General features: G+C 32.4%; 21 protein-coding genes and 1 pseudogene. 3 read left to right on the forward strand and 19 right to left on the reverse strand.

All coding sequences use genetic code 11. The features are described 5' to 3' along the window. Window positions 1-62 precede the first annotated feature (62 nt). The gene (locus tag PTSHG_RS03000; RefSeq protein WP_019107412.1) at window positions 63-1307 is read right to left on the reverse strand and encodes an FprA family A-type flavoprotein; all 1245 of its coding nucleotides are present in this window, start codon (window positions 1305-1307) and stop codon (window positions 63-65) included. A 13-nt stretch (window positions 1308-1320) separates the two neighbouring features. Continuing rightward, window positions 1321-3258: an acyl-CoA dehydrogenase family protein gene (locus PTSHG_RS09620; protein WP_019107413.1), complete on the reverse strand. Its 1938-nt coding sequence runs from the start codon at window positions 3256-3258 to the stop codon at window positions 1321-1323. Between the two features lie 319 nt (window positions 3259-3577). On the opposite strand from PTSHG_RS09620, the gene PTSHG_RS03010 reads away from it, so the two are divergent. Together PTSHG_RS03010 and PTSHG_RS03015 are read left to right on the forward strand one after the other, a co-directional pair. Then, the gene (locus PTSHG_RS03010) at window positions 3578-4159 is read left to right on the forward strand and encodes a nitroreductase family protein (RefSeq protein ID WP_019107414.1); all 582 of its coding nucleotides are present in this window, start codon (window positions 3578-3580) and stop codon (window positions 4157-4159) included. Further along, complete coding sequence (locus PTSHG_RS03015; protein WP_019107415.1) at window positions 4159-5178, forward strand: PTS sugar transporter subunit IIC; 1020 nt, start codon at window positions 4159-4161, stop codon at window positions 5176-5178. The genes PTSHG_RS03010 and PTSHG_RS03015 overlap by 1 nt, the downstream gene beginning before the upstream one ends. Window positions 5179-5236: 58 nt before the next feature. Here the strand turns inward: PTSHG_RS03015 and PTSHG_RS03020 are convergent, their stop codons facing one another. The 6 genes and pseudogenes from PTSHG_RS03020 to PTSHG_RS09150 form a co-directional block, all read right to left on the reverse strand. Then, window positions 5237-5503, reverse strand: a complete 267-nt coding sequence (locus tag PTSHG_RS03020; protein ID WP_019107416.1) for a GNAT family N-acetyltransferase — start codon at window positions 5501-5503, stop codon at window positions 5237-5239. Between the two features lie 57 nt (window positions 5504-5560). Continuing rightward, entirely contained in the window at window positions 5561-8020 is a 2460-nt protein-coding gene (locus PTSHG_RS03025; RefSeq protein ID WP_019107417.1) for a methyl-accepting chemotaxis protein, read from the reverse strand. A gap of 21 nt (window positions 8021-8041) precedes the next feature. Beyond that, window positions 8042-10096 (reverse strand): annotated as a pseudogene (locus PTSHG_RS09145) (efflux RND transporter permease subunit). Window positions 10097-10105: 9 nt separating this feature from the next. Beyond that, on the reverse strand, window positions 10106-10693 hold the full coding sequence (locus tag PTSHG_RS03035; protein ID WP_019107420.1) for a TetR/AcrR family transcriptional regulator: 588 nt from the start codon (window positions 10691-10693) through the stop codon (window positions 10106-10108). Between the two features lie 203 nt (window positions 10694-10896). After that, the gene (locus tag PTSHG_RS10195) at window positions 10897-11028 is read right to left on the reverse strand and encodes a hypothetical protein (RefSeq protein ID WP_019107421.1); all 132 of its coding nucleotides are present in this window, start codon (window positions 11026-11028) and stop codon (window positions 10897-10899) included. A gap of 39 nt (window positions 11029-11067) precedes the next feature. Further along, on the reverse strand, window positions 11068-12087 hold the full coding sequence (locus tag PTSHG_RS09150) for a diaminopropionate ammonia-lyase (protein ID WP_019107422.1): 1020 nt from the start codon (window positions 12085-12087) through the stop codon (window positions 11068-11070). Window positions 12088-12244: 157 nt separating this feature from the next. On the opposite strand from PTSHG_RS09150, the gene PTSHG_RS03045 reads away from it, so the two are divergent. After that, on the forward strand, window positions 12245-13114 hold the full coding sequence (locus tag PTSHG_RS03045) for a DUF4300 family protein (protein WP_019107423.1): 870 nt from the start codon (window positions 12245-12247) through the stop codon (window positions 13112-13114). Window positions 13115-13268: 154 nt separating this feature from the next. Here PTSHG_RS03045 and PTSHG_RS03050 read toward each other — a convergent pair whose 3' ends face one another. From PTSHG_RS03050 to PTSHG_RS03105, 11 genes are all read right to left on the reverse strand, one after another. Continuing rightward, window positions 13269-14420, reverse strand: a complete 1152-nt coding sequence (locus PTSHG_RS03050) for an ABC transporter permease subunit (RefSeq protein WP_019107424.1) — start codon at window positions 14418-14420, stop codon at window positions 13269-13271. Further along, the gene (locus PTSHG_RS03055) at window positions 14413-15489 is read right to left on the reverse strand and encodes an ABC transporter permease subunit (protein ID WP_019107425.1); all 1077 of its coding nucleotides are present in this window, start codon (window positions 15487-15489) and stop codon (window positions 14413-14415) included. The genes PTSHG_RS03050 and PTSHG_RS03055 overlap by 8 nt, the downstream gene beginning before the upstream one ends. Then, on the reverse strand, window positions 15482-17077 hold the full coding sequence (locus PTSHG_RS03060) for a sugar ABC transporter ATP-binding protein (RefSeq protein WP_019107426.1): 1596 nt from the start codon (window positions 17075-17077) through the stop codon (window positions 15482-15484). The genes PTSHG_RS03055 and PTSHG_RS03060 overlap by 8 nt, the downstream gene beginning before the upstream one ends. Before the next feature lie 82 nt (window positions 17078-17159). After that, a complete protein-coding gene (locus tag PTSHG_RS03065) occupies window positions 17160-18503 on the reverse strand; it encodes a DUF3798 domain-containing protein (RefSeq protein WP_019107427.1) in 1344 nt (447 codons plus the stop codon). 478 nt (window positions 18504-18981) lie between these two features. Beyond that, window positions 18982-19656 (reverse strand): YoaK family protein, encoded by a 675-nt coding sequence (locus tag PTSHG_RS03075; protein ID WP_019107429.1) that lies wholly within the window; start codon window positions 19654-19656, stop codon window positions 18982-18984. Between the two features lie 99 nt (window positions 19657-19755). Continuing rightward, window positions 19756-21000 carry a phosphoribosylamine--glycine ligase gene (gene purD, locus PTSHG_RS03080; protein WP_019107430.1) on the reverse strand — a complete coding sequence of 415 codons (1245 nt, stop codon included), beginning with the start codon at window positions 20998-21000 and terminating at the stop codon, window positions 19756-19758. Between the two features lie 8 nt (window positions 21001-21008). Further along, a complete protein-coding gene (gene purH, locus PTSHG_RS03085; RefSeq protein ID WP_019107431.1) occupies window positions 21009-22520 on the reverse strand; it encodes a bifunctional phosphoribosylaminoimidazolecarboxamide formyltransferase/IMP cyclohydrolase in 1512 nt (503 codons plus the stop codon). A 1-nt stretch (window position 22521) separates the two neighbouring features. Continuing rightward, complete coding sequence (purN, locus tag PTSHG_RS03090; protein WP_019107432.1) at window positions 22522-23124, reverse strand: phosphoribosylglycinamide formyltransferase; 603 nt, start codon at window positions 23122-23124, stop codon at window positions 22522-22524. Continuing rightward, window positions 23108-24139 carry a phosphoribosylformylglycinamidine cyclo-ligase gene (purM, locus tag PTSHG_RS03095; RefSeq protein WP_019107433.1) on the reverse strand — a complete coding sequence of 344 codons (1032 nt, stop codon included), beginning with the start codon at window positions 24137-24139 and terminating at the stop codon, window positions 23108-23110. Before purM ends, purN begins: the two co-directional genes overlap by 17 nt. Before the next feature lie 11 nt (window positions 24140-24150). Next, complete coding sequence (purE, locus tag PTSHG_RS03100) at window positions 24151-24627, reverse strand: 5-(carboxyamino)imidazole ribonucleotide mutase (RefSeq protein ID WP_019107434.1); 477 nt, start codon at window positions 24625-24627, stop codon at window positions 24151-24153. Window positions 24628-24636: 9 nt separating this feature from the next. Next, window positions 24637-25317 (reverse strand): phosphoribosylaminoimidazolesuccinocarboxamide synthase, encoded by a 681-nt coding sequence (locus PTSHG_RS03105; RefSeq protein WP_019107435.1) that lies wholly within the window; start codon window positions 25315-25317, stop codon window positions 24637-24639. Window positions 25318-25515: the final 198 nt, after the last annotated feature.

Genomic DNA, 25515 nt, shown 5'->3' on the forward strand with positions numbered 1-25515 from the left:
AAAAAAATTCGGCTATATCAAATGATATAACCGAATTTAATATCCGAACCGCTTTGGTATTATTAGTTAGCGGATTTTTCTTTAACTTCTCTAATTTTTGCCATAGATTCAATAATAGAATCTGCAAGAGCTTCCATGTCATTTTCGTTAGCTTCATTTAGAGATGTATTAATTGTAACTCTTTCTGGAAGAACATCAAATAGTTTTAGATTTTCATCTATATAGTTTTCAATCTTATCGCCAACTGTACAAGCCCAAGTACCATTTTCAATGATACCAACTGTTCTGTTTTGAACGTTTAGTGCTTCTAGATCGTGTAGGAAGTTTTTCATCTTAGGATAGATTCCTAGATTGTAAGTTACAGATGCTATAACAAGGTGAGAGTATTGGAATGTTTTTGCTATTAGATAGGATATATCTGTCTTAGAAACATCATATACTTCTACTTTTTTAACTCCTCTTTCAACTAGGCTGTTTGCAAAATCTTGTGCAGCTCTTTCTGTATTTCCATACATTGATGCATAAACTATTAGCACGCCTTCTTCTTCTGGTTCATATCTTGACCATTTGTCATACTTGTCTAGGATAAATCCAAAGTTATCTCTCCAAACAAGTCCGTGAAGTGGGCAAATATATTTAACTTGTGGAAGAAGTGGTGCAGCTTTTTTAAGAACATCTTGTACAAATGGACCATATTTTCCAACGATGTTAGTAAGGTATCTTCTAGCTTCATCAAGCCAATCTCTTTCCCAATCAACTTCATCTGCAAATAATTTACCATCCATAGACTTAAAGGAACCAAATCCGTCTGCTGAGAACAATACTCCATCTGTTACGTCAAGAGACATAATAACTTCTGGCCAGTGAACCATTGGAGCTTCAATGAAAGCAAGTGTATGCTTACCGAAGGAAATTGTATCTCCTTCTTCAACTATTATTAGTTGATTTTCTGGAATATGATATCCCATTTGTCTCATAAATTGAAAACCTTGTTCACTTGATATAATTCTAATATCAGGCCATCTTATACATATTTCTTCAATAGCTCCACAGTGGTCTGGTTCCATGTGGTGAATTAGCATATAATCAAGACTACGTCCATCTAATATATTTTCAATGCTTTGTATATACTCTCTTGCAATTGACCAATCAACTGAATCTACAAGAACTGTCTTTTCGTCCATCAAAAGGTATGAATTGTAAGAAACTCCATCTGGAATAGGGAACATATTTTCAAAAAGTTCAAGTCTTTTATCATTTCCCCCTACAAAATATAAATCATCTGTTATTTTTCTATTATTTAACATTTAAAGAGCCTCCTTACTTTCTATCAGCAGTAAAATCTTCTTCAATGAAGTTTTGCTTTTCTTCTTGACACTCTGGACAAGTCCAATCTTCTGGTAATTTTTCGAAATCTGTACCTGGATCGATTTCTCCTTCTGGATCTCCGTAGTTTGGATCATATTCATATCCACAACCTGGACATACCATTACTTTATAATTTGGAGCTAACTTTCTAGGCTTAGATCTTCTAACTTTAACCATTTCAGGTGCTGGGTCTTTCTTACCAGTTCCAAGAGCTTCTGCAAGAAGTGGCATAATTTCGAACATATCTCCAACTATACCATAGTCACAGTTTTTGAATATTGGAGCACCTGCATTTTTGTTGATTGCAACAATTGTTGAAGCGTTTTTAATACCCTTTAAGTGTTGGCTTGCTCCAGAAATACCACATGCAATGTATAGATTTCCGTTGAATTTTTGTCCTGACATACCAACATATCTTTCAAGTGGTAGAAGTTTTAATGTTTCTGCAACTGGTCTTGAAGAGCCTAGTGCAGCACCAGCAGCGTGAGCAAGTTCTCTTGCCATATCCATGTTTTCTGCTCCGCCAATTCCTTTACCAACTGAAACAACTCTTTCAGCATCATAAACAGGTGTGTCAATGTCAATTCCTACAGAGAAATCATATCCATCTTTCTTTAAGTTCTTAACTAAAATTTCAACAGCTTCTTCTGCTGTATCAGCTTTAATTATTTCTCTCTTTCTATCTCCAGTGATAGGGCCTGCTTTTTTATCTATTACAGCAGCTCTACCTTTTTTCTTTGGTGCTTTACCAACAAGGTGACTTGCAACTACAACTCTTTGGATTTCAGAAGTACCTTCATAGATAGTAGTAATCTTAGCATCTCTGAAGAATCTTTCTACTTCCATTCCCTTTAAATATCCATTTCCACCATGGATTTGAAGAGCTTCATTTACAACCCACATAGCAACTTCAGATGCAACAGTTTTTGCCATTGCAGCTTCCATTGAATAATTTTCATGATTTTGTTTCATTTCAGCAGCTGAATATACCATAAGTCTTGCAGCTCTAATCTTTGTAGCCATATCTGCAAGTTTAAATCCAACAGCTTGTTGTTGTGCAATTGGTCTACCAAATTGGATTCTTTCTTTTGCATAAGCAAGTGCAGCTTCAAAAGCACCTTGAGCAATACCTAGTGCTTGTGATGCGATACCAATTCTACCACCATCAAGTGTTTGCATTGCAATTCTAAAACCTTGACCTTCTTTACCAAGTAAGTTTTCCTTTGGAACCTTAACATTGTTAAATTGAAGTTCAGCAGTAGTTGAAGATCTAATACCTAGTTTGTCGTAGTGATCTCCAAAAGTAAATCCATCCCAACCTTTTTCTACTATGAAAGCAGAAATTCCGTGAGTTCCAATACCTGGTGTAGTAACTGCGTAAACAACATAAGTGTCAGCAGCAGGAGCATTTGTTATAAATATTTTATTACCATTTAAGATATAATAATCTCCATCAAGTACTGCAGTTGTTTCTGTACCGCCGGCATCAGAACCAGCATTTGGTTCAGTAAGTCCAAAAGCGCCAAGTTTTTTACCTTGAGCAAGAGGTTTTAAGTATTTTTCCTTTTGTTCTTTAGTACCAAAAGCTTGAATTGGATAAGAGCCTAGTGATGTATGAGCTGATAAAACAACACCAACACCAGCATCTACTCTTGATAATTCTTCTACGGCGATGGCATAAGAAATAACATCCTTACCTGCTCCACCTTCTTCTACAGAATAAGGTAGACCCATCCAACCGTTTTCGCCAATTTTCTTAACAATTTCTTCTGGAAATTCATTGTTTTGATCAAGTCCAAAAGATAATGGCTTAATCTCTGCTTCTGCAAACTCTCTAATAGCTTTACGAAGAGCTTCATGTTCTGCAGTAGTCTTATACAAATTTGACATATTTTCCTCCTTTTTAAATTAAAGAATAGTTGAAATGTTTTTCAATACTAATTGTGAAAAACAAAAGATACACCAAAGCGGTATACATTAATTAAAGTATACAACAACTTATATAAAGTGTCAAAACATTTTCATTAAATTTGATATAAAAATTTTAAAAATTTTTAATCGCATTATTATATTCTTTGACTAAAGCATTTATACCCTTTTTTTAATTTAAAACATGATTTTATTATTTTTATTAATTTATTGAAAAATAATTATTTTGTAATAAAATATAAAGTTAACAAGAATAAAAATAATAAGATTGGAGGAAGAAATGACTTTAGAAAATTTATTGGAATGGAGACGCACTTATAGAAAGTTTGACGAAAACAAGTTAATTTCAAAAGAGGATATTGAGGATATTTTAAATTCTATAAAATTTGCCTCTTGCGCCAACAACAGACAATACCTTAGATTTATTTCTGTCGAAAATAAGGCTAAGGTCTTAGAAATTTTTGAAAACACAAAATGGGCAGCATCTTTACCAAATAACATTGGAAGACCTAAAGAAGGAGAAAGGCCTGTTTATTTTATTGCAATTTTAAGTGATGAAGAAAAAAAATTAAGATTTAATGGCATTGATGAAGGCTTGGTTATCTCTAACTTGACTCTTCTTGCTGCAGAAAAAGGAATTGGCTCTTGCATTATTGGAAGTGTTAATGACAAAAAAATGCGTGAGATTTTAAATTATGAAAATAATTATTCCTGCGATCTTGTTGTGGCCTTTGGCTATCCAAAAGTTAAGTCAACTATAAAAGAAATTAATGCAGGCGAAGATCAAGCTTATTACTTAGATGAAGATGGCAATTACATTGTGCCAAAATATAAAATAAAAGACCTAGTCAGGAGAATATAATGGTAAAAGAAAATTTTAATGAAACAATAAAAAGAAAGGCAAAATTATATTTTATTGATGCCCTTGGAGCCATGGCCTTTGGCCTTTTTGCAACACTACTTGTTGGTACAATATTAAATACTATTGGAAAAAGTTTTAACATTTCATTTTTGACAGATGTGCTTTGGCCCTTGGCACAAAAGGCAACTGGGCCTGCCATAGCTGTAGCTATTGCAACGGCAATGTCTGCCCCAAGCCTTGTTGTCTATGCTGCCACTGTAGTTGGCATTGCTGGTAACGAACTTGGTGGTCCTATGGGCGTTTACATAGCAACAATCATCGCTGTTGAATTTGGAAAACTTGTCAGCAAAAAAACAAAAATTGACATTATAGTAACTCCTGCTGTAACAGTTTTAGTTGGAGTATTTATAGCAAACTTTGTTGGTCCATACATAAGTGCTTTTATGAATCTTCTTGGTGCAATTATTATAAATGCCACTGATAAAGCTCCTTTCTTTATGGGAATAATTGTATCAGTTATAGTTGGTATAGTTTTAACTCTTCCAATTTCCTCAGCGGCACTTTGTATGATGCTTTCCCTCTCATCTCTTGCTGGTGGTGCTGCAACTATTGGTTGTTGTTGTCAAATGGTTGGCTTCGCAGTTATTTCTTATCGTGACAACAAAATGGAAGGACTCGTAGCACAAGGTCTGGGTACTTCAATGCTACAAATGCCAAATATTGTAAGAAAACCAATAATCATTATTCCACCTATTATTTCATCTGCAATATTGGGACCAGTTTCAACTATGGTTTTCAAACTTGAAAATACACCTCTTGGTTCTGGTATGGGAACAAGTGGACTTGTGGGACAAATTTCTACTTTCACAGCAATGCCTGACCTTCCTTTTATGAAACTTCTTGGCATAGTTTTACTTATGCACATAATTTTGCCTGCAGCTTTAACCTTTGCAATTTATGAAATTTTTTATCGCAAGGGCTTAATTCAAGATGGCGATATGAAATTATATTTTAAATAATTTTATTTATACTAATAAAAAATGGACTTTATGAAGTTACCACAAAGTCCATCTTTTTTTATGCTCTTACATCATCATATTCCCTAGATTCTAGTTTTTTGTGAACATAAGAGCAAGTTCCCTTTATTTTTTTATTTTCATTTCTTGCGTCTTCTACAAGTTTTTCCACAAGCTCTCCTGCGAGTCCTTGACCTCCAAACTCAGGCTTTACAATAGTGTGAGTGGCATCTATTATGTCGCCCTTTTCTTCATAAGTCAAAATTCCCTTATAATTATTTTCGTCTTCGCCTATATAATAACAATTGTTTCCTTTTTTAATTTCCATAATGACCTCCTAAAATTGTTCTTACTTTTTAATACCCAACTTTTTGGATTTGTCACATTACTTTATTTTTTCTATTATTCTATATTTAGTATCGAAGCCTTCAGAAGTTCCTGTAAAGGATGAATCTTCTTTTGAAAGTTCAAACATTGTATCCACAATTTCTTTAAATTCTGGTAATTCTTGTGTTTTCTTATCTAATTCATCAATTCCTCTTTGTTTAAATTCAGCTAATTTTTCTGCAAAAATTTTCATGTTTCCGTCTATTAAATCTCCGCCATCTTTCAATTTAATTGCACCAGAGTTTAAGTCAATGATTCCATTATCTAGCTTTTTAATTCCATCTCTCATTGGAACTATTCCTTCTGTCTTTAATCTTGGGAAATCTTTAAATAATTGAGATTTGTCACGGAATTCTAATAGCCCATTAGTTAGTTCATTAGCTCCAGAATTTAATTTTGGTGAATTTGAGTCAAGTTCAGAAATTGCATCTGTAAATTTATTTACAGCATCTTCACTTTGTTCTGTGCCTTCTCTTAATTTTGATGAGCCATCCTTTAATTTTCCTGCTGCTTCATCAAGCTTAACAAGAGAATCAGAAAGTTTCATAAGTTGAGATGTATCAAGTTTTGATGCTGCATCTGACATAGCTTTTTCAAGAGCAGAATTAATTTGATTTGCTCCATTAGAAAGTTCTCTTGTTCCTGCTTGTAATTGTTCAAGCCCTGCAGGAAGTTGACTTGCTCCTGCATTTATTTGTTCTGACGCTTGTGCAAGTTGATTCATTCCGCCCTTTAATTCATTTAACCCTTCTAATTTTCCAGCCATATTGCTTAAACCTTTTAGTGCTTGAAGGTCATTTCCAACTTTTTGTGTTGATGCGCCAATACTTTGTGCATTTTGTCCAATGCCAGCTGCACTTTGACCTAAGTTTGCTGCTGCTCCTTGTAATATTCCAATAGCTTGTTGAGCTGCAGGATCATCAGTTTGACTTAACACTGCTATAGCTCTTCCAATTTCTGCAGCTGAAGTTCCAATTGACTGTGCACTTCCACCAATTTCTTGTGCTTTTGCACCAATATTTTGTAAATCTCCTTCAACATTAATATTTCCAAGTCCTGATAGGTTAGGTACATCCATGCCTTGAACTTTTCCATTTAACATTTGGAAATTAGAATTAAATTCACTTTCTCCTGCTGCAAGTTTATTTGTACTTTCAACTGCCTTTGCTGCTCCTGCATCAATCTTATTAGATCCAGCAGAAAGCTTTTCTATGCCAGATTTTAATTCTGCAAGTTTCTTTAAAGCTTCTTCCTTCATTTCGTCAATTTTACTTAACTTGCTTGAACCTTCTCTTAATTGTACTGTGGCATCCTTTAACTTTCCAAGTCCATTGTCTAGTTCAACTGAACCGTCGTGAAGTTTTTTGGCTCCATCTTTCATTTCGCCAGTTTTATCATTCATTTTTCCAACAGCAGAAGTGTAATCACTAATTCCTGAAGTTAATTTACTGCCACCTTCATACATTTTTTGTGCTGCACCTGGAACTGGTTCAACTTTTTCAATAACTTCATCTAGTTTGTCTTGAAATTCTCCTGACTTTTCATAAAGTTTCTTGGAGCCATCTTTAAGCGTAAGAGTCCCATCCCCTAATTCATTAATTCCTTTATTTAATTTACCTTGTGCATCAGATAATTTTGTAGAAGCATCTACTAACTTTTGTGAATTATCTTCAAGTTCTCTTACACCATCACGAAGTTTGTCAATAGTTTCTAAGTCTGCTTTATTTTGGAATAATTCATTAGAAATTACAACATAAGCTTCCACTGGCTTATAATCCTTTACATCCATTTCAACAACAGCTTCGCTTTTAAACTCTTCCATTTGTCTATCTTCTAGAATAGTCTCAAAATTTTCCGTTAAGCCAGGAGTTAAAATTGAAGTTACAACTTCATTTTTTCCATCCTTTGCAATTTTTGCATCATCTGATTCAATATTTGATGCAATTTCTTGTGGAAATGCCATTGCCGCAATAACAGTGTATGGTGCATAAACTTTAGTCTTTTTGCCATTAATCTTTTTTATAACATATTTATTATTTTCAGTAGAAATAACTAACTTTAAATGACCAGACTTGCCCTTTAATTCGCTATTTTCCATTTTTTCGCCGTCAAGATAATAATCAATTTTTACATCAATTGGAATATTTTCTTCGCTCTTGCCTTGGTAGTAAATGTCCTTTACATTTTCATCCCAATAAATATAACCATTTTTACTTTCAACTTTTTCATCAGTCTTTAAATTTTTAATATTTTTTAAATTTGACTTGTCCTTACCCTTGATGTTTTCTTCTGAATTTAACCAAACTGAAACAGTTTTGTCCTTAATGTCGTCATCCTTTTTTAATACATATACAGTTTCACTTTTATTTATTACATTTGATGCAGCAAAAGCTGTATTTGTCAAAATCATGGAAGATAATACAACTGTTATTACACCTTTTTGAACTTTTTTATTCATATTCTTCTCCTTAAAATAATATTAATCTAAACCCTTAGTAGTTTTCTTTATCAGTGGAAAACTTACAGAAATAATTGCTGGCAATAATAGTATGATTACGCACATACTTATAATTGCACCCCTAGCTAAAAATGTACAAATTGTCGATACAATTTCCATTTTTGAATAAATACCTACACCAATTGTGGCTGCCATAAAGGAAAGTGCAGATGTAACAATTGATTTAGAAGTTTCTTTTATAGACACTTTAAGAGAACCATCTACATCCTTTGACTTTTTATATTCTGCCAAAAATCTATCTGTCATTAAAATTGAGTAGTCAATTGTGGAACCAAGTTGGATTACCCCAATTATTATTGACGTGATAAATGGTATTGTGTGATTTAAATAAAATGGAATACCCATATTTATTTGAATTGCAAGTTCAATTGCGGCAATTAAAACTAGGGGAATACCAATAGACTTAAATACTATTGCAATTATTAAAAATACAACTGCAATAGAAATAATATTTACAATTTGAAAGTCTCTATCTGAAATAACTGTTAAATCATCTGTCAAAACTGCTTCTCCAGTTAAATATCCCTCATCGTCATATTTATTTATAAGACTTTTCATTTCACTAACCTGTTTTTTAACTTCAGGCGATGCAGTTTGATACTTAGAATTTGCCATGATCATCTGATAACCATTTTTTGAAAAGTTATCTTGAAGTTTTTCAGGCAAAAATTCACTGGGAATAGTAAATCCAGTAACAGAACTTGCACTTAAAACTGAATTTATTCCATCAATTCCCTTTAAGTCACTTATAAGCCCTTCCAAATCAGAATTCGATAAATCATCTTTTACGACAATAAAATGGGTACTAGCCATATCATAGTCTTTTTTCATTTTATTTAAAGCAATTATAGAATCTAAATCCTGCGGAAGTGACCTATCAAGGTTGTAATAAAGTTTTGTATTAACTGAACCATAAACTGCAGGAATAAAAAGTAGAATAAAAGCTATAAAGAGTGTTTTCTTATGCTTTATTGTAAATTCTTACAACTTATTAAATTCAGGAAGCATAACTTTGTGATTGTATTTATTTACAAACTTTTCCACAACAAGTAACATTGCTGGAAGAACTGTAACTGTTGCTATTAAACCTATTAAAACTCCCTTACTCATTACAAGACCAATATCTTTTCCTAGACCAAGTCTCATAAAAATTAAAACTATAAAACCAGCAAAAGTTGTAAGCGATGATGCAAATAAGGAAGAAATAGTTTCTTGAACTGCCTTATCCATAGCATCATTTTTATTGTCAAAGTTTTTCTTTTCTTCAACATATCTGTGATACAAAAATATTGAATAGTCCATAGTAACAGCAAGTTGTAAAACAGCCGCTATAGCTTTTGTTATATAGGATATCTCACCTAAAAATACATTGGATCCAAAATTATACAAAACTGCATAACCAATAGTTAGCATAAAGACAAAGGGTACAATAGTAGATTCATTTGTTAGAGATAAAATAATTAATCCCAAAGCTACGGCAAGAGCAACATAGATTGGTGTTTCTTTGTCGATTAAATCCTTCGTATCCTTTACAAGAGATGAAATTCCACTTAAATATTTTTGATTTGATTCTATTTTTCTAATTTCATCTATAGCATTCATTGTCTTTAAAGAAGACGATGAATCGCTAAACTTTACAATCATTAAAGTAGAGTCTTCTGCATAGAAAACATCTTTTATCTCATCAGGCAAAAATTCGCTAGGAATCATATCTCCAACAGTTGATGATTTAGAAATTACATCTTCTACTCCATCAATTTCTAGAATATTCTCTCTCAAAACTTCTGCTTCATGGTCAGTTCCCTCAAGGATTAACATTCCTGTTGCAGCATTTTTAAAATCTTTATCCAAAATCTCTTGACCTTGGGTTGACTTTAAATCTTTAGGCAAATAAGACAAAATATCGTAGTTTACTTTTGTAAGCTTATAACCCAAAAATGATGGAATTAAAAGCAAGGTCATGACTAAAAGTACAAACTTTGGCTTGTGAGAAATAAATTTAGTAAATTTTTTCATTTGATCACTCTACCTAAATATTCTATCAACGATTTTATATAGCACTGGTTTCATTTCATCTATTCCAATAACTGAATCTTCCATTAAAGCAGATTCACAAGTTGATAGCACAATTCTAATAGTTAAGGCCAAAATAAAAAGTCTCTCTTGCTCTGATAAAATTACTGGAAATAAATTTGAAAACTTATTTAAGATAAAATCAAGAGTAGTTTCTACTTCCTTAAATCTGTCATCATTTTCAACTTTTGCATAAAGAGCCCAGTTTAAATTATTTGAAATAAGTTTTAACTCAAGTTGATCCCTTATTAAATGCTCAATTATATAGTCAAAAAAGGAAATCAACCTCTCCTTTGAATCTTTACCTTTACACTTCGATTCTGCACAATAAGTTAATTCTGTCATAATATCTAAAACAATTTTTTCCTCTAGGTCTTTCTTGTCTCTGAAATATAGATAAAAAGTTCCAAGCCCCAAGTCAGTCCTATTCATTATGTCTCTAATAGAAGTTGCATCTATACCCTTTTCCCTAAAGGATGAAAGAGCTGCTTCTGTAATTTTATTTTCGTTTTCTTTTTTTCTTTCCTCAGACTTCAACATGTATCCTCCTTTTAGTTCTGAACGTCGTTCATCTTTGTAGAAAATATAACAAACCTTTTGTGAACAAAGTTCAATAGTTTTTTTATTTTTATTTTAAAAATTTTTTACACTAAAAAAGACTTTACTTTACGCAAAGTCCTAAATTTTTTATTTTATTTAATTGAAAAATAATTTATATACACAAGTTAGTTAAAAATTTTAACTTATTTTCCTTCCAATACAATTTCCCTATAGGATTTTTTATCAGTATCGCCTTCCGTTGAAAAACAAAGGACTACTGAATCTTTATTTAATCCAATTTCCTCTCTATAATCTTTTAAATCATCATCAGTCATAAGTTCGTAAACAATACCACTTGTTACAGCACCAGATTCTCAAGAAATAATTTTTCTATCATTTTTAATTGGACTCGCCAAAAGTCTCATTCCAATTTTAGTGTAATTATCATCAACTGACAAAAAATAATCAGCATAATTTTCTAATATAGGCCAGCCAATTGTTACAGGTTCGCCACAATTTAACCCCGCCATTATAGAGTTTAAATCCCCTTTGACAAAGTGAAGCTTTCCGTCATTTGCATCTGCTGTTCTATAAAGACAGTTTGCCTTATTTGGTTCAACAATAATAATCTTTGGAGGATTGTCCTTCAATACATTTCTAAAAAATGCAGTAATAGATGCTGCCATTGAGCCAACACCTGCTTGCAAGAAAATATGTGTCGGCATAATATCTTTCTCTTTCAACTCATTGTAGACTTCAAATGCCATAGTCAAATAACCCTTCATAATGTTTTTTGGTACATCAATATAACCTTCCCATGAAGTATCTTGAATCAAAACGCCCTTGTTTTCCTCAGCAAATTTTGCAGCAAGTCTAACACAATCATCATAATTTTCCTCCATAATATTTGCATCAGAATTTTCTCTTCTTATATTTTCAAGCCTCTCAAGAGAGGTCCCTTTAGGCATAAAAACCTTTGAGATTTGACCAAGTTTATTGGCTGTCCAAGCAACAGCTCTTCCATGATTACCGTCTGTTGCAGTAGCAAAAGTTATTTTGCCAAGTTTCTCCTTTGTCTCACTTGAAGTTATCTCATCAAAACTTAGATTATTTTCATCTAAGCCAATTTTATCTTTTATATAATTTGCAATGGCATAACTCGCTCCAAGAACCTTGAAGGCATTTAATCCAAATCTATAAGACTCATCTTTTACAAAAAATCCTTTAATTCCAATTCCTTTTGACAAATTTTTTAAATCAACAAGGGGGGTTATCTCATAACTATCAAAAGACTTGTGAAAATTATTTACAAATTTTGCAGACTCATAATCAAAATCGGAAATATCTGCATTAAAATTTTTATTTTTTATATAAGTTAAATTAAATTTATCCATATCGCACTCCCTCAATTCTTATTATTAGTTTAACATTATTTTATGTAAAAGATATGAATTTTCTATTTTAATCCTTGCTATTTTGAAATTAATTTTATTTAGAAAAAATATTTTTTATTGTATAATCTACTTTGATAATTTTAAAATAGGAGAAAACATGAATAAAAAATTTTCAATTCTTTTAGCTTGCCTTGTCCTTATAACATCAGGATGTAAAAAAAATAACTTAGAAAACAAAAATATTAATGAAACTACCCTAAGTAAAAATGTTGAAGAAGAAATAAATAATATTCTTTTTTCTAATCTAAATGACGAAAAGAGCCTTGAGTTTGTCAAAAATGTAGTTCAAAACAAGATAAATAAAAATAATTTTGAAAAATATATCTCTCTTGTGAGAGATTACAATAAAGATATACCTAAAGACTTGCTCTTTGGTGATTTTAAAAATAAATCATACACGAATTATGACGCTGGGAAAATTATTGATATCAGAAATAATATAAATCATAAATTTCCCGACACTAATTGCAGAATAAATTCTTTTCTTCTATTAAAAGATGAAATGAATTTTAATCCAGACACAAAAATTGATGATGAGCTACTTTTTATGGATGAAGAATCAATAAAAAATTCAAATTTATTTAGTGATGATGAATTTAATAGTTTTAAAAAATTATTTTCAAGAGTAGCTACAAACACAAGCAAAGATTCAAAAATTCAAGGAGAAGTTATGTCTTCTTACTTATCAAATTTTACCTTCCCTAAAAAAGTTAAGATGCTTTCTGTTATACTTCATGACAATTTAGATGGAGACTATCTTTTTATTGGTCACGTTGGAGTTCTTATTCCAATTGAAAAAGGCTGCTTATTTTTAGAAAAAATTTCCTTTGAAGAACCCTATCAAGCTGTTAAATTTGCTAACAAAGAGTCCTGCTACAAGTATTTAAAGGAAAAATATAAGGACTACAAAGATCCTAATGTAGCACCACCATTTATAATGGAAAATAATAAATATGTAGAAATTTAATTATGAATTTTAGTAAAAATTGTAAATTTATTTGGACACTAGAGTTAAAGAATTTTCCAAAAAGTATTTTAATAATATTAAAAATAGCACAAAAAATTGCCCATTAACTGAGCAATTTTTTTTATTTTATAAAGTTTATGAAATCGCATTAAAATTAATTTTCTGCAACTTCTTCTTTTTTATTTCCATTAATTCTATCTTCTCGCATCTTTAATCTATTTGCTTCAAGTTCTCTCTTTCTTTCAAAAGCGTGAAGAATAAGTGCAAGAGTTACTACACCATAAGAGATAAATGTTCTGAAATATTCACCCATCATGGCATCTCCTGTTAGCACTCTTCCTGCTTGTGGAAGAACTATAAACATCAAGTGGAATAATGCAGTACCTAGAATTACATTTGGAATTGATGCCTTAGATACAGATGCACCACCTACAAGGATTGATGCCGCAGCGTAAAGTGCTGCTTGGTCTTGACCTGCATAAGTTGCAAGTGTTCCAATGTTTTGAAGATAAATTATTTGTCCATAGCAAGCAAGTACAGTTGACATTACTATAGAAGCAATTCTAATTTTATCAGAATTCATTCCTGCATTTGATGCAACAAATTGATCTTGACCTACTGCCTTCATATCGTGACCAAGTTTAGTATTTCTAAACCACACGATGAATAAGCAAAGTAGTGCAATTATTGCAATTGTAACTACTGGCACATCAAATAAAACTTGATGTTTTGCAGTAATAGGAATATTTATTCTGAATTTTAAAATATTGTCAAATCCTTGAGCTGATGCAAGTGTAATTGAGTTTTTGATACCATAACCTGCTGAAAGCACCATGGATTTTGTTCTCATAGGAATTAAAGTTCCACAGAAGTACAATAAGAAAAGCATATACCAACCTAGTATAAAGAAGGCAAGCATCATTGATGTTATCATTTCTCTTCCTCTAGCTCTGTTTAAAACTCTTCCAGAAAATTGTCCAAGTAAAACTGCTATTGGTGTACCAATAAGAGCTGCTATAAGAAGTCCAGTTGCTCCAGTAAAGCCCCAGTCTTGAGCAAAAATTATTCCAATTTGTCCAGCCATTGCTCCTAGTGGAATACCAAAGTTGATACCCATACCTGCAATGATTGGTATGATAAGAGATAGTACAAGGAAAGTATTCCTTATCATTCTCTTGGAAAGTTCATTTGTTATATAAGATAGTGGTGGCTTAGCAATAATAAGGCCTACAACAACTATGATTATAAACAAAATAGGAACCATAAATCTGTATAAAAATTCTTTAAAATTAAATTTCTTATTCATCTTTACTCCTCCTTGTTAGTGCGTAAATTATCATTCCATTTGTGATTATCATTCTTAGTATTTCTGAAATATCTATATTTAATGCACCATTTATTACTGTAGGAGTAAGTGTAATTACGCCTTGGAATAAAAATGTACCAATTATTACATTTGGAATTGATGCCTTGTTAATACTAGCACCACCAATTAGTAGCGCAGCTACTGTTTGGAATGTAAAAGAAAGTGGTGCCTGGTAAAGTTGTATAAAACCATAAGATTGTTGGTAAATAACAATACCAACTGCAGCAATTACTGTAGATAGAATTACTGATACAAGTCTAACCTTGTTAATGTGAATACCAGCAGCCTTAGCATATTCTGAGTTAGAACCAACAGCTGTCATAGCAGTACCTGTTTTAGTCTTAAAAAATGCCCAAACTATAAAAGCTATAATGGCAAAGATTAGAAACATTCCAACTGGTATGCTAACTCCAAACAAATTAATACTTAAAAAGTCATTTAAAATACCATCAGTTACCTTTGTTCCATCTTCAAGAATTTTTGATTTCATCCAATAATCAGCAACTGGAACTTGTTGAGATAGTCCCTTTCCACCATAAGAAAGTACAGAAACTGGATTTTTATAAGGTAAAACTAGATATGCAATACACATAAAAGCTGTAAAAGAATATCCTACATAAGTTGCGATAAGCATTTCATCGCCCTTAATTCTATTTAAAAGTAGACCATAGAAAAATCCAAAAACAACTGCTATTATTGCAGCAAAAATCATTGCAATAAAAATTCCTTGGAAACCTTTAAAACCAAATTCAATAGAAGTTACACCACCAAGAATTCCTGCTACAACACCAATTGGGATCCCAAAGTTAAGTCCACAACCAGATTGCACCATAGGAACAAGTGATAAAACTAAAACTGAAAACATACCAAATCTTGAAAGAACATTTTCTATTGAGTCAACAAGTGAAACTCCAGCCATTGGAGCAGCCATGAATAATATTAATAAGAAAACTCCAATGATAAGACGTGGCACTCCTATTTTATGAATTAAACTTTTCTTTTTAGTCATTTACTGCCTCCACTTCTCCACTCATTAAAAGTCCAAATTTTGAAGGGTCAGAATTAGCTGGCAAAATACCTGCGATTTTTCCTTCACAAATAACAGCAATCCTGTCACATATACTTCTAAGTTCTTCAAGTTCTGATGAAACCATAACAATAGTGGTATTGTCCTTTTCATTGCTTTCTGTCAAAGCATCAAGAACAAGTTCCTTTGCACCAATATCTATACCTCTAGTTGGCTCAGATACAAATAATAATTCTGGATCCATTGCAAAAGCTTTAGCTAGACAAATCTTTTGTTGATTTCCACCAGATAAATTTCCTGCCTTTTGGTCAGGTCCTGTAGTTTTTATATGAAGAGAATCAATATATTTATTAGACATTTCTCTCATCTTTGCTTCATCTCTAAACTTAAATCCAAGAACTTTTTTGATGAATTTTTCTTGAACTTGCATAGCATTAAAGGAAATATTCCAGAAAATTGGCTCTTCCAATAAAAGACCAACACCTCTTCTATCTTCAGAAACAAAGGCAATCTTATTTTTTAGAATTTCTAAAGTATTTCCAAGTTTTAATTCCTTGCCATTGTAAATTATCTTTCCACCAACTGGATAAGTGCCCAAAATTCCATTTGGAATACCTAGCTTACCTTGACCAGCAAGTCCAGCAATCCCCAGAATTTCTCCTCTTATTACATCAAGACTTACATCGTAGACAGCTTCCCCAGGCATATCCACCCAAAGATTTTTGATTTCTAGAATGTGGTCATCTTCATCTAAATTCTTTTTCACTCTTCCAACATCAATTTTATTATCATTTTCGTCTCTACCAACCATCCATTTAGCAATTTGCTCAATAGATAAATTTTCATTCTTCACATTTTCTATTATTTCACCATCTCTAAGTACAACAACTTGATCACATACATTTGTGATCTCTCTAAGTCTATGAGTGATGAAAATTATGGATATTCCAAGATTTGCAAGAGTTCTAAGTGAATTAGTGAGGTTATTAGCTTCACTTTCAGTTAGTACCGCCGTTGGCTCATCCATGATTATTAACTTAACATCTTTTCTCGTCATTTCCCTTGCAATTTCAATAAATTGCTTGTGACCAACAGGCATTTCAGAAACAGGAGCATTTGTGTCAATGCTAACTTCCAAAGTGTCTAGCGACTTGCCTGCAATCTTCATATTTTCCTTTGCATCTATACTCTCTAATTTTTTTCCAAAAATTTTAGATACTACAGAAGGATTAGTCTTCTCCATATCTAGAGTAATATTTTCTGCAACTGTAAATCCAGGGATTAAACTAAATTCTTGATGTACCATTCCTATGCCCGCATTTAAGGCGTCAATTGGGTTTTTAAAGTCAATTAATTTTCCGTCAAAATAAATTTCACCGTTATAACCGCCTGTATCTCTAATAACTTCCATTCCGAAAATTATGTTCATAAGAGTTGACTTGCCGGCACCATTTTCACCAACAAGTCCTAAAATTTCTCCTTTATTAATGGAAAAATTTACATCCTTTAAGACGGCATTTTCGCCAAAACTCTTGCTGACATTCTTGACTTCAAGTAAACTGTTTGTCAACAAAATCCCTCCATCTTCATAATAATAAAATTAAAATCAACGGTAACCCGTTGACTTTAATTTCTTTTATAAAATAATTAAATTATTTAGCTTGTCCTTCAGCTTGTTCTTGAGCAGCTTCAATAGCATCTAAATCAACATTAAGATTCATATACTTTTCAGGAACTTCAACTTTATCCATTCCTAGATAACCTCTACCATATACATAAGTGTCTTGAGAAAGTAAGAAGTGATTTTCTTTCTTTTCTCCAGAAGATCTATCTATATAGTTTTCAACCATCCATTTAGCACCTTCAGTATATTTTTCTATAGAAGCTACTATTTGGTCTTGGTTAAGAAGTTCGCTTTGTCCCTTTAGAACATCCATTACATGGTCAAGTGAACCAAGAGTTAGTGAATAACCTAAAGAATATGCCCAAGTACCCATTCTCTTGTCGCCACCTTTTTCAATAACAACTTTTTCAACTGCAGCATTAATTGCTTGCCAGTCTCCTGCCATTTTTTGAATGTCAACAGAGAAAGCCTTAGGGTAGCCCATGATTGGAGATGGTAAATCTTGTTCTACAAATATAGCTCCACCAGCTGCAACACCTCTAAGAAGTGGTTCAGTATGTGCATCATTTGTACAGAAGAAAGCAGTATCCTTACCATACTTATCAATCCAAGGTTGAATGTTTTCAGCAACATATTGTTGTGCTCCTGGAATACCAATATCAGTAGTAGGATCTGGTGCGTTTAATGAAATAAATTCAAGCCCTAAATCCTTACAAGCTTCTTCCATTATTGCTCTTCTAAGAGCAAGAAGTTCAATAGACATATGTCTTGGGAAAGTAATGTGAGCAAATTTTGTAGCTCCCATTTCTTTTGCAGCAGCTATAATTCTGTAACCTCTAGAAACATTATCAGCATCCATAACAAGGTCAGCTGCATTTTCAACCATTACTGTATCTTCTTGAGCAACTAAGTTTACAAGAAGTATATCAGGTCTCTTTTCTCTAATTTGATTAAATGCTGCAACAGTTCCTGGAACTGATTGATTTACAATAACAGCCTTCATTAGAGGGTCATCTGCCATAGCTACAATCTTTGAAATTGTAGTTTCTTGTTCAGCTTCAAATCTGTCAGGATAAGTATCATGTCTAATAACTCCACCTTCATCAGCAGAACCATAAAGTTCAATTGCCTTTTGTGCAGCACGGAACTCATCTTCACCTTGAGATACTGTACCAGTTATAATACCGATATGATATTCTTCGCCGTCTTTAAGCGTTTCAAATTTTGCTTTTTGACCAGCATTCGCTGTTGTAGCAGCTTCGCCGCCTTCTTCTTTTTTAGCACCATTGTCTACTTTTTGACAACTAGTAAAAGCTAAAACTGCTAATAAGACTATCAAAATACCCATAAACCTCTTAAATTTTAATTTCATTTTTTACACCTCTTCTAATTTATTTAATATTGGTTTATAAATTGTATAGATTTTATCACATTAAATGGCAAAGGTCAATAAAAATCTCAATATATGAGCATATATCCGACTTTTTTAAATACAAAATTTTGGCTAAATATTTACACAAAGTAAAATTTATAATCGAAATATTTATAGATTTCAATTTCCTTTTAATAATAGAACTTTTGGATATTATTTTTTCTGAAAATAACAGAGATTATAGTCCAATAAAAAATATGAATAAAGTAGATAATGAAAAATAAAGTATAAAACTTTTTTTATTTTTCCCTTTAGTGAAATAAATGATTATATAAAAAAAGTCCAAATCTTTAGACTTAGACTTTTAATTCTTATAAAGTTATCAATCTTGTGTACAAAACAATTTCCACTTACATACAGTGTAAATACCTATTTAATATTGAACACAAATCAAAGTTTTGAATAAGCATATAAATTTTTAAGACTCCCTATCTCTATCTTCAAAAAATAAAATAATAAAAGAAATAGTTAGTAAACTTGCAGCAAGAAGTATTGATTTTAATCCAAAAAAGTCAGAGCTTATATATCCAAGAGCTGCACCCATGCCAAAGATAAATATAACAGTGTAATATTTTTTTGAGTTTTCAAGATAAGTTCTGTCTTTTGTTATGTGATATTTTGATAAATTTTCCGTTGCACTCCTAAGATTTCCTATACACATTGTCGTTGCAAAGCTAAGTCCGTAAATTTTTTTAAAGGCATAAACTTGCATTGCACATGAAAAAGATAAAAGCGCATTGGCAAGGTTGTTCATATTTTCTGGTATAAAGGAAACGAAAATCATAATTATGATCTCAAAACCAATTATGTATTGACGCCAATGAAGAATTCTCTTTTCGATTGCGTTTTCAAAGCGAACAGCCACATAAACTCCAAAAGCGAAGGACAGAACTGGAATTAAATAAGCTAAAACTCCTTTAAAATTTAAGTCCACTATATTTTTAAATAAAAGCACAATATTTCCTGTCTGTGCATTGGCAAAGACCTTTCCTCTCATTAGATATGAGTAGGCATCTTGAAAACCTCCTGCCAAAGTTATAAAAATTAAAACTAAAAATTTCTCGTGTAAATTTTCATAAGATTTTATTTTCAAATTAATCACCTCTTATAGTTTAATACAAAAATATTTTTTGGCAAGAAAAACAGGTCCTAATTGCCTATTATTTGATAATTAAGACCTGCTCTATTAAATTTATTTTGTTCCAATATCTTTTCTGTAATAAGCTCCATCAAAATTTATTTTTGCTACATTTGCGTAAGCCTTCTTACGAGTTTCTTGTAAATTTTTTCCAAGAGCTGTAACTGATAAAACTCTGCCGCCATTAGTGTAGAGGGCATCAAATTTTTTTGTTCCATTGTGGAAAACTATTATGTCCCTATCTACATTCTCTATTCCTGAGATTTCTTTTTCCTTTTCATAAGAAGCTGGGTAACCACCTGAACACATAATAACTGTTAAACAAGTTTCATCCTTCCACTTGATGTCCTCTTTTTTCAAGTCTCCATCAATTGTTTTGTTTAAAAGCTCAAATAAGTCACAGTCAAGTCTTGGCATTAAAACTTCTGTCTCTGGGTCTCCAAAACGCACATTAAATTCCAAAACTTTTGGCTTGTCATCTTCAATCATAAAGCCTATGAATAAAATTCCTGAATAAGATAACTTTTCTCTATTAAGTCCTTCTTCTACTTGCCTATAAATTATTTGAAGATTTTTTTCTAGTTCAGGACTCGCAGATACTGGTGAATAAGTCCCTACTCCACCAGTGTTTGGACCCTTATCTCCGTCAAAAATTTGTTTGTGATCCTTTGCTCTTTCAAGGGGGAATAATTTGTTTTTTGATACAAGACAAAGTACAGAGGCTTCTTCTCCAGTCAAAAATTCTTCTATTACAACTGTTTTTCCTTCGTCTCCAAAAATTTTGTCCTTGAAAATCTTTTTGAGGGCATCCTTTGCTTCATCTAAATTTTGACAAATTATTACACCCTTGCCTAAACAAAGTCCGTCAGCTTTTACAACAAGTGGATAAGAAAATTCGGATAGCCCCTTTTCTGCATCATCATAATTTACAAAGCTTTCATATTTTGCAGTTGGAATAGAATACTTTTCCAAAAACTTCTTGGTAAATTCTTTGGATTTTTCAAATCTAGCACATTCTTTGTTAGGTCCAAAAACCTTTAAGCCATTTTCGTTGAAAGCATCTACTATCCCCATGCAAAGCGGGTCTTCTGGACCAACTACTGTTAAATCAATTTTTTCTTCAAGGGCAAATCTTAAAAGTCCCTCAATATCTTTTGGATCAATGTCGAGATTTTCGCAAAAGTCTTCTGTGCCACCATTTCCCTTTGCCATAAATATTTTATCAACATTTTTGCTTTCTTTAAGTTTCCATGCAAGAGCGTGTTCTCTTCCGCCATTTCCAATTACAAGTACCTTCATTTGTCCTCCTAGTGTCTGAAATGTCTTATATTAGTAAAGACAAGACAGATATCATGCTCATTTGCATAATCAATTACTTCTTGGTCTTTAACAGATCCGCCTGGTTGAACTATTACATCAATTCCAGCCTTATAAAGAAGTTCAATAGTATCTCTAAAGAAAAATCCATCAGATGCAAGAACTGCTCCCTTTGCCTTTTCTCCAGCCCTTTGAATTGCTTCTTCAACAGCCCAAGCTCTCTTTGTTTCTCCTTGACCAAGAGCGAGAGTTCCACCATTTTTTGCAATAACTACTGAATTTGAGAAAGTTGTCTTACAGCAAGTGAAAGCAAATTTTAATTCCTCTAATTCTTTTTCACTTGGTTTTCTATTTGAGACAAAGGAGAGTTTTTCCTCTTCCCAAACTAGGTCATCAGAATCTTGAATTATAATTCCATTTAAAACTTGTTTAAATCTCTTTCCAGCTTCATAAAGTCTTTCAAACTCTGGAATTTCTACAAGTCTAATGTTCTTCTTTTGAGCTAGAAGATCATAAGCTTCCTTAGAAAAACTTGGCGCAACAACTATTTCTAAGAAAATCTTTGAAAGGTGTTCTGCTGTTTTTACATCAACTTCTCTATTTAAGGCAATGATTCCACCAAAAATTGATTCGTCATCACATTCATAGGCTTTAAGGAAGGCTTCTTCAAGATTTTCGCCTATACCAATTCCACATGGGTCAGTGTGTTTAATTGCAACTGCAGCTGGCTTGTCAAAATTTATTACTGCATTAAGAGCAGAATACATATCATTTAAGTTGTTGTAGGAAATTTGTTTGCCGTGAAGAACCTTATATTCAACCTTATCTGGCCTATAAGAATCTTCGTAAAAAGCTGCCTTTTGATGTGGGTTTTCTCCATATCTCAATTCTTCAGAAAGTTTAAAGCTCTTGTTAATATATCTTGGGAACTCTTCAGGAAGTCTCTTTAAAAAATAATTTGAAATGACAGCATCATAGTGACCTGTGTAACTAAAGGCCTTCTTTGCTAAATATTCTTTAAATTCTAAATTATCCTTTTCTAAATTATTAAGTACCTCTTCATAATCACTTGGGTCAGTTACAATAAAAACATCTCTGTAATTTTTAGCAGCAGCCCTAATCATAGAAGGACCACCAATATCAATGTTTTCAATCATTGTTTCGTGATCTGCTTTATCAAGTAATTTTTCTTCAAAGGGATAAAGATTATTTACAACCATATCAATTGCATCTATTCCCTCATCCTTTAAAGTTTCCATGTGTTCTTTTATGTCGCGTCTGGCTAAAATGCCACCGTGAATTTTTGGATTTAGTGTTTTAACTCTTCCATCTAAAATTTCTGGAAAACCTGTTACAGAATCCACAGAAATTACATCAATTCCTGCATCTTTTAATTTTTTAAAAGTTCCGCCAGTAGAAATGATTTCCCAATTTCTATTTGCAAGTTCCTTTGCAAAATCTACAATTCCTTCTTTGTCAAAAACTGAAATAAGTGCTCTCATACTAACCTCCGATCACAACTTTTCCATTAAGGACTTTTAATTTATCTTCACAAAAATATTTTACAGAAAGAGGCAAAATTTCATGCTCAATCTTTAAAACTTTTTTTTGAAGTTCTTCAGGAGTTTCATCTCCCACTTCAGTAATCTTTTGCATGATAATAGGACCCTCATCTGCACCCTCATTTACAAAATGAGTAGTGGCACCAGTGTATTTTACACCTTTTTTGATGACGGCCTCATGTACTTTTAATCCATAATAACCCCTGCCACAAAAGGCAGGGATTAAAGATGGATGTATATTTATTATTTTGTTTTCAAAAATTTTGGTAATTTTTTCTGGCAAGATTTTTAAATATCCCGCAAGAACAATTAAATCTATTTTATTTTCAGATAAAGTGTTTATAAGTTTTTCGTCGTCTTTTATTACTACAGCCTTTATGCCTGCATTTTTTGCACGAGTAAGCCCATAAGCATCTTCTCTATTAGAAATGACAATTTTAATATTTCCATTGATATAATTATTTTTTGTATTGTCAATGATGGCTTGAAGATTTGTGCCACCACCTGAAATTAAAACTGCAATATTTTTAGAAGCTAAGTTCAATTTTATCTTCTCCAGTTACAACTTTTCCAAGCTCATAAAGCTTCAAGTCGCTATTTTTAAAGAAATTAGTAACTTTATCTCTATCTTCTTCTTTAACTACAAAAGTAAGTCCAACTCCCATATTAAAAGTAGAATACATATCTTTATCTTTAAGATCTGCCCACTTCTTTAGAAGTTTAAAAATTTCTGGAGTTTCTACAACAGATGCGTCAACTTTTGCACAAAGCCCATTTGGAATCATTCTTGGAATGTTTTCGTAAAAACCACCACCAGTAATATGGCTCATGCCCTTGATGTCAACAAGCTTTAGTAGTTCAAGAATTTCTTTTACATAAATTCTTGTTGGTTTTAAAAGTTCTTCACCTAAAGTGCAACCTAGTTCATCAAATTTTTGACTTAAATCAAAGTTGCAGTGATCAAAGACAATTTTTCTAACTAGAGAATAACCATTAGAGTGAATTCCATTAGAAGAAAGTCCAAAGATTAGGTCTCCTTCTTTAATGTCTGAACCATCAATAATTTTATCTTTATCAACAATACCAACAGCAAAACCAGCAAGATCATATTGATCTTCTTGATAAATTCCTGGCATTTCTGCAGTTTCTCCACCAATAAGTGATGCAGAAGACTGAATACATCCTTCAGCAACTCCCTTAACAATTTCTTCCATTTTTTCTGGTACTAATTTGCCAGTAGCAATGTAGTCCAAGAAGAAAAGAGGTTTTGCCCCTTGACACAAAATGTCATTTACACACATTGCAACGCAGTCGATACCAATAGTATCGTGTTTATTTAACTTGTGAGCCAAAATAACTTTTGTACCAACTCCGTCAGTTCCACTAACAAGAACTGGATTTTTAATTTCACTTAAATCTAAATTAAATAGACCTGAAAAACCGCCAAGGGATGATAATACATCCTTTGACTGAGTTTTTGCAACAATACTTTTAATTAATTCAACTTCTTTTTGACCGGCATCAACATCTACGCCTGCGTCTTTATAATTAATTGCCATCTCCGCTCCTTTTATCCTTCGTAAACATAATCGGTGTTTGCAATTTTTTCTGACATGTCAGATCTAAATTTCTTTAACTTTTTCTTTAAATTATCATCAGAAACAGCTAAAATTTCTGCTGCTAAAATTGCAGCATTTTCTCCACCATTTATGGCAACAGTAGCAACTGGTACTCCGCTTGGCATTTGAACAGTGGAAAGAAGTGCATCAAGTCCGTCAAGAGTTGAACTCTTAACAGGAACTCCAATGACTGGTCTAGTTGTAAGAGCTGCAATTACACCACCAAGGTGAGCAGCTTTTCCTGCAATTGAGATGAAAACTTGGCTTTCATCTTCTGTATTTTTTACATAATCTTGCAATTGATTTAAGGCTCTGTGAGCAGAAATTACTTTGGCGTCATACTCAATTCCAAATTCCATTAATTTTGCAACAATTTTATCTGCAATTTCTCTGTCAGAAATTGAACCCATTATAATTGATACTCTCATTTTTTCTCCTTAAATATTTAAATATTTTGAAACATCAAGTGGTTTTACATATTCGCCATCTTTATAAGCTCTCATGTTTCCACCACTTACTTCGTCAATTAGTACGATTTCGTCAGAACCTTCAAGTTTACCATATTCAAATTTGATATCATAAAGGTCAAGTCCACTTTCAGCTAAAATATCTTTAACAACATTAGCAATTTTTTTATTCATTTCAACAATCTTATCATATTCTTCAGTTTTTAGAATACCTAGAACAGCAAGACCTTCTCTTGTAATTAGAGGATCGTCTCTTCCATCATCTTTTAAAGTAAATTCAGTATATTCAGGAAGTTCTTGACCTTCTTCAACATAAAGACCATATCTTCTGTAGAAAGAACCTACTGCTTTGAATCTTGTAATAACTTCAAGACCCTTGCCAAAAACCTTTGCTCTTTTTACTTCCATTAAATTATTGTCAACATCTGCAGAAATGTAGTGAGTGTTAATTCCAGCTTCGTTAATTTTTTCGAAGAAGTATTTTGTAACTTTTAAGCACTCTTTTCCTGCACCTTCAACACTACCAGCTACTTGGTTTCCACCAGTATCAAAAACTCCGTCAGTTCCTGTCATATCATCCTTAAATTTAAGGTAACATCTTCCATCTTCTTCTAAAACATTCTTAGTTTTTCCTTGGTAAATAGTCTTCATAATTTCCTCCAGTAAAATAAAATAAAGCCCAAAGAGGCAGATTTTTGTAAAACCTACCCCTCTGGGCTTTTTTCCCTAAGGTGTGATACTTAAAAAAAGTATCCGTACCGCTCGGTCCTTGGCAAAGCCCGGATCCCTAGGCACACTTTCACTCAAAATATGAGCTCTCATACAATTAGATATTAACAATTTAATTTT

This window comes from Peptoniphilus senegalensis JC140 (genome assembly GCF_000321025.1).
GTDB classification, from domain to species: domain Bacteria; phylum Bacillota; class Clostridia; order Tissierellales; family Peptoniphilaceae; genus Peptoniphilus_A; species Peptoniphilus_A senegalensis.

What these genes read in the sequence shown, in the direction of transcription:
- purD (WP_019107430.1), bottom strand. Translation starts at nt 21,000, where the DNA reads ATGAAGGTACTTGTAATTGGAAATGGCGGAAGAGAACACGCTCTTGCA.
- PTSHG_RS03045 (WP_019107423.1), top strand. Translation starts at nt 12,245, where the DNA reads ATGAATAAAAAATTTTCAATTCTTTTAGCTTGCCTTGTCCTTATAACA.
- PTSHG_RS03025 (WP_019107417.1), bottom strand. Translation starts at nt 8,020, where the DNA reads ATGAATAAAAAAGTTCAAAAAGGTGTAATAACAGTTGTATTATCTTCC.
- PTSHG_RS03010 (WP_019107414.1), top strand. Translation starts at nt 3,578, where the DNA reads ATGACTTTAGAAAATTTATTGGAATGGAGACGCACTTATAGAAAGTTT.
- PTSHG_RS03020 (WP_019107416.1), bottom strand. Translation starts at nt 5,503, where the DNA reads ATGGAAATTAAAAAAGGAAACAATTGTTATTATATAGGCGAAGACGAA.
- PTSHG_RS10195 (WP_019107421.1), bottom strand. Translation starts at nt 11,028, where the DNA reads ATGACTGATGATGATTTAAAAGATTATAGAGAGGAAATTGGATTAAAT.
- PTSHG_RS03105 (WP_019107435.1), bottom strand. Translation starts at nt 25,317, where the DNA reads ATGAAGACTATTTACCAAGGAAAAACTAAGAATGTTTTAGAAGAAGAT.
- purM (WP_019107433.1), bottom strand. Translation starts at nt 24,139, where the DNA reads ATGGCAATTAATTATAAAGACGCAGGCGTAGATGTTGATGCCGGTCAA.
- purE (WP_019107434.1), bottom strand. Translation starts at nt 24,627, where the DNA reads ATGAGAGTATCAATTATAATGGGTTCAATTTCTGACAGAGAAATTGCA.
- PTSHG_RS03015 (WP_019107415.1), top strand. Translation starts at nt 4,159, where the DNA reads ATGGTAAAAGAAAATTTTAATGAAACAATAAAAAGAAAGGCAAAATTA.
- purH (WP_019107431.1), bottom strand. Translation starts at nt 22,520, where the DNA reads ATGAGAGCACTTATTTCAGTTTTTGACAAAGAAGGAATTGTAGATTTT.
- PTSHG_RS03050 (WP_019107424.1), bottom strand. Translation starts at nt 14,420, where the DNA reads ATGAATAAGAAATTTAATTTTAAAGAATTTTTATACAGATTTATGGTT.
- PTSHG_RS03065 (WP_019107427.1), bottom strand. Translation starts at nt 18,503, where the DNA reads ATGAAATTAAAATTTAAGAGGTTTATGGGTATTTTGATAGTCTTATTA.
- PTSHG_RS03000 (WP_019107412.1), bottom strand. Translation starts at nt 1,307, where the DNA reads ATGTTAAATAATAGAAAAATAACAGATGATTTATATTTTGTAGGGGGA.
- PTSHG_RS03055 (WP_019107425.1), bottom strand. Translation starts at nt 15,489, where the DNA reads ATGACTAAAAAGAAAAGTTTAATTCATAAAATAGGAGTGCCACGTCTT.
- PTSHG_RS09150 (WP_019107422.1), bottom strand. Translation starts at nt 12,087, where the DNA reads ATGGATAAATTTAATTTAACTTATATAAAAAATAAAAATTTTAATGCA.
- PTSHG_RS03035 (WP_019107420.1), bottom strand. Translation starts at nt 10,693, where the DNA reads ATGTTGAAGTCTGAGGAAAGAAAAAAAGAAAACGAAAATAAAATTACA.
- PTSHG_RS09620 (WP_019107413.1), bottom strand. Translation starts at nt 3,258, where the DNA reads ATGTCAAATTTGTATAAGACTACTGCAGAACATGAAGCTCTTCGTAAA.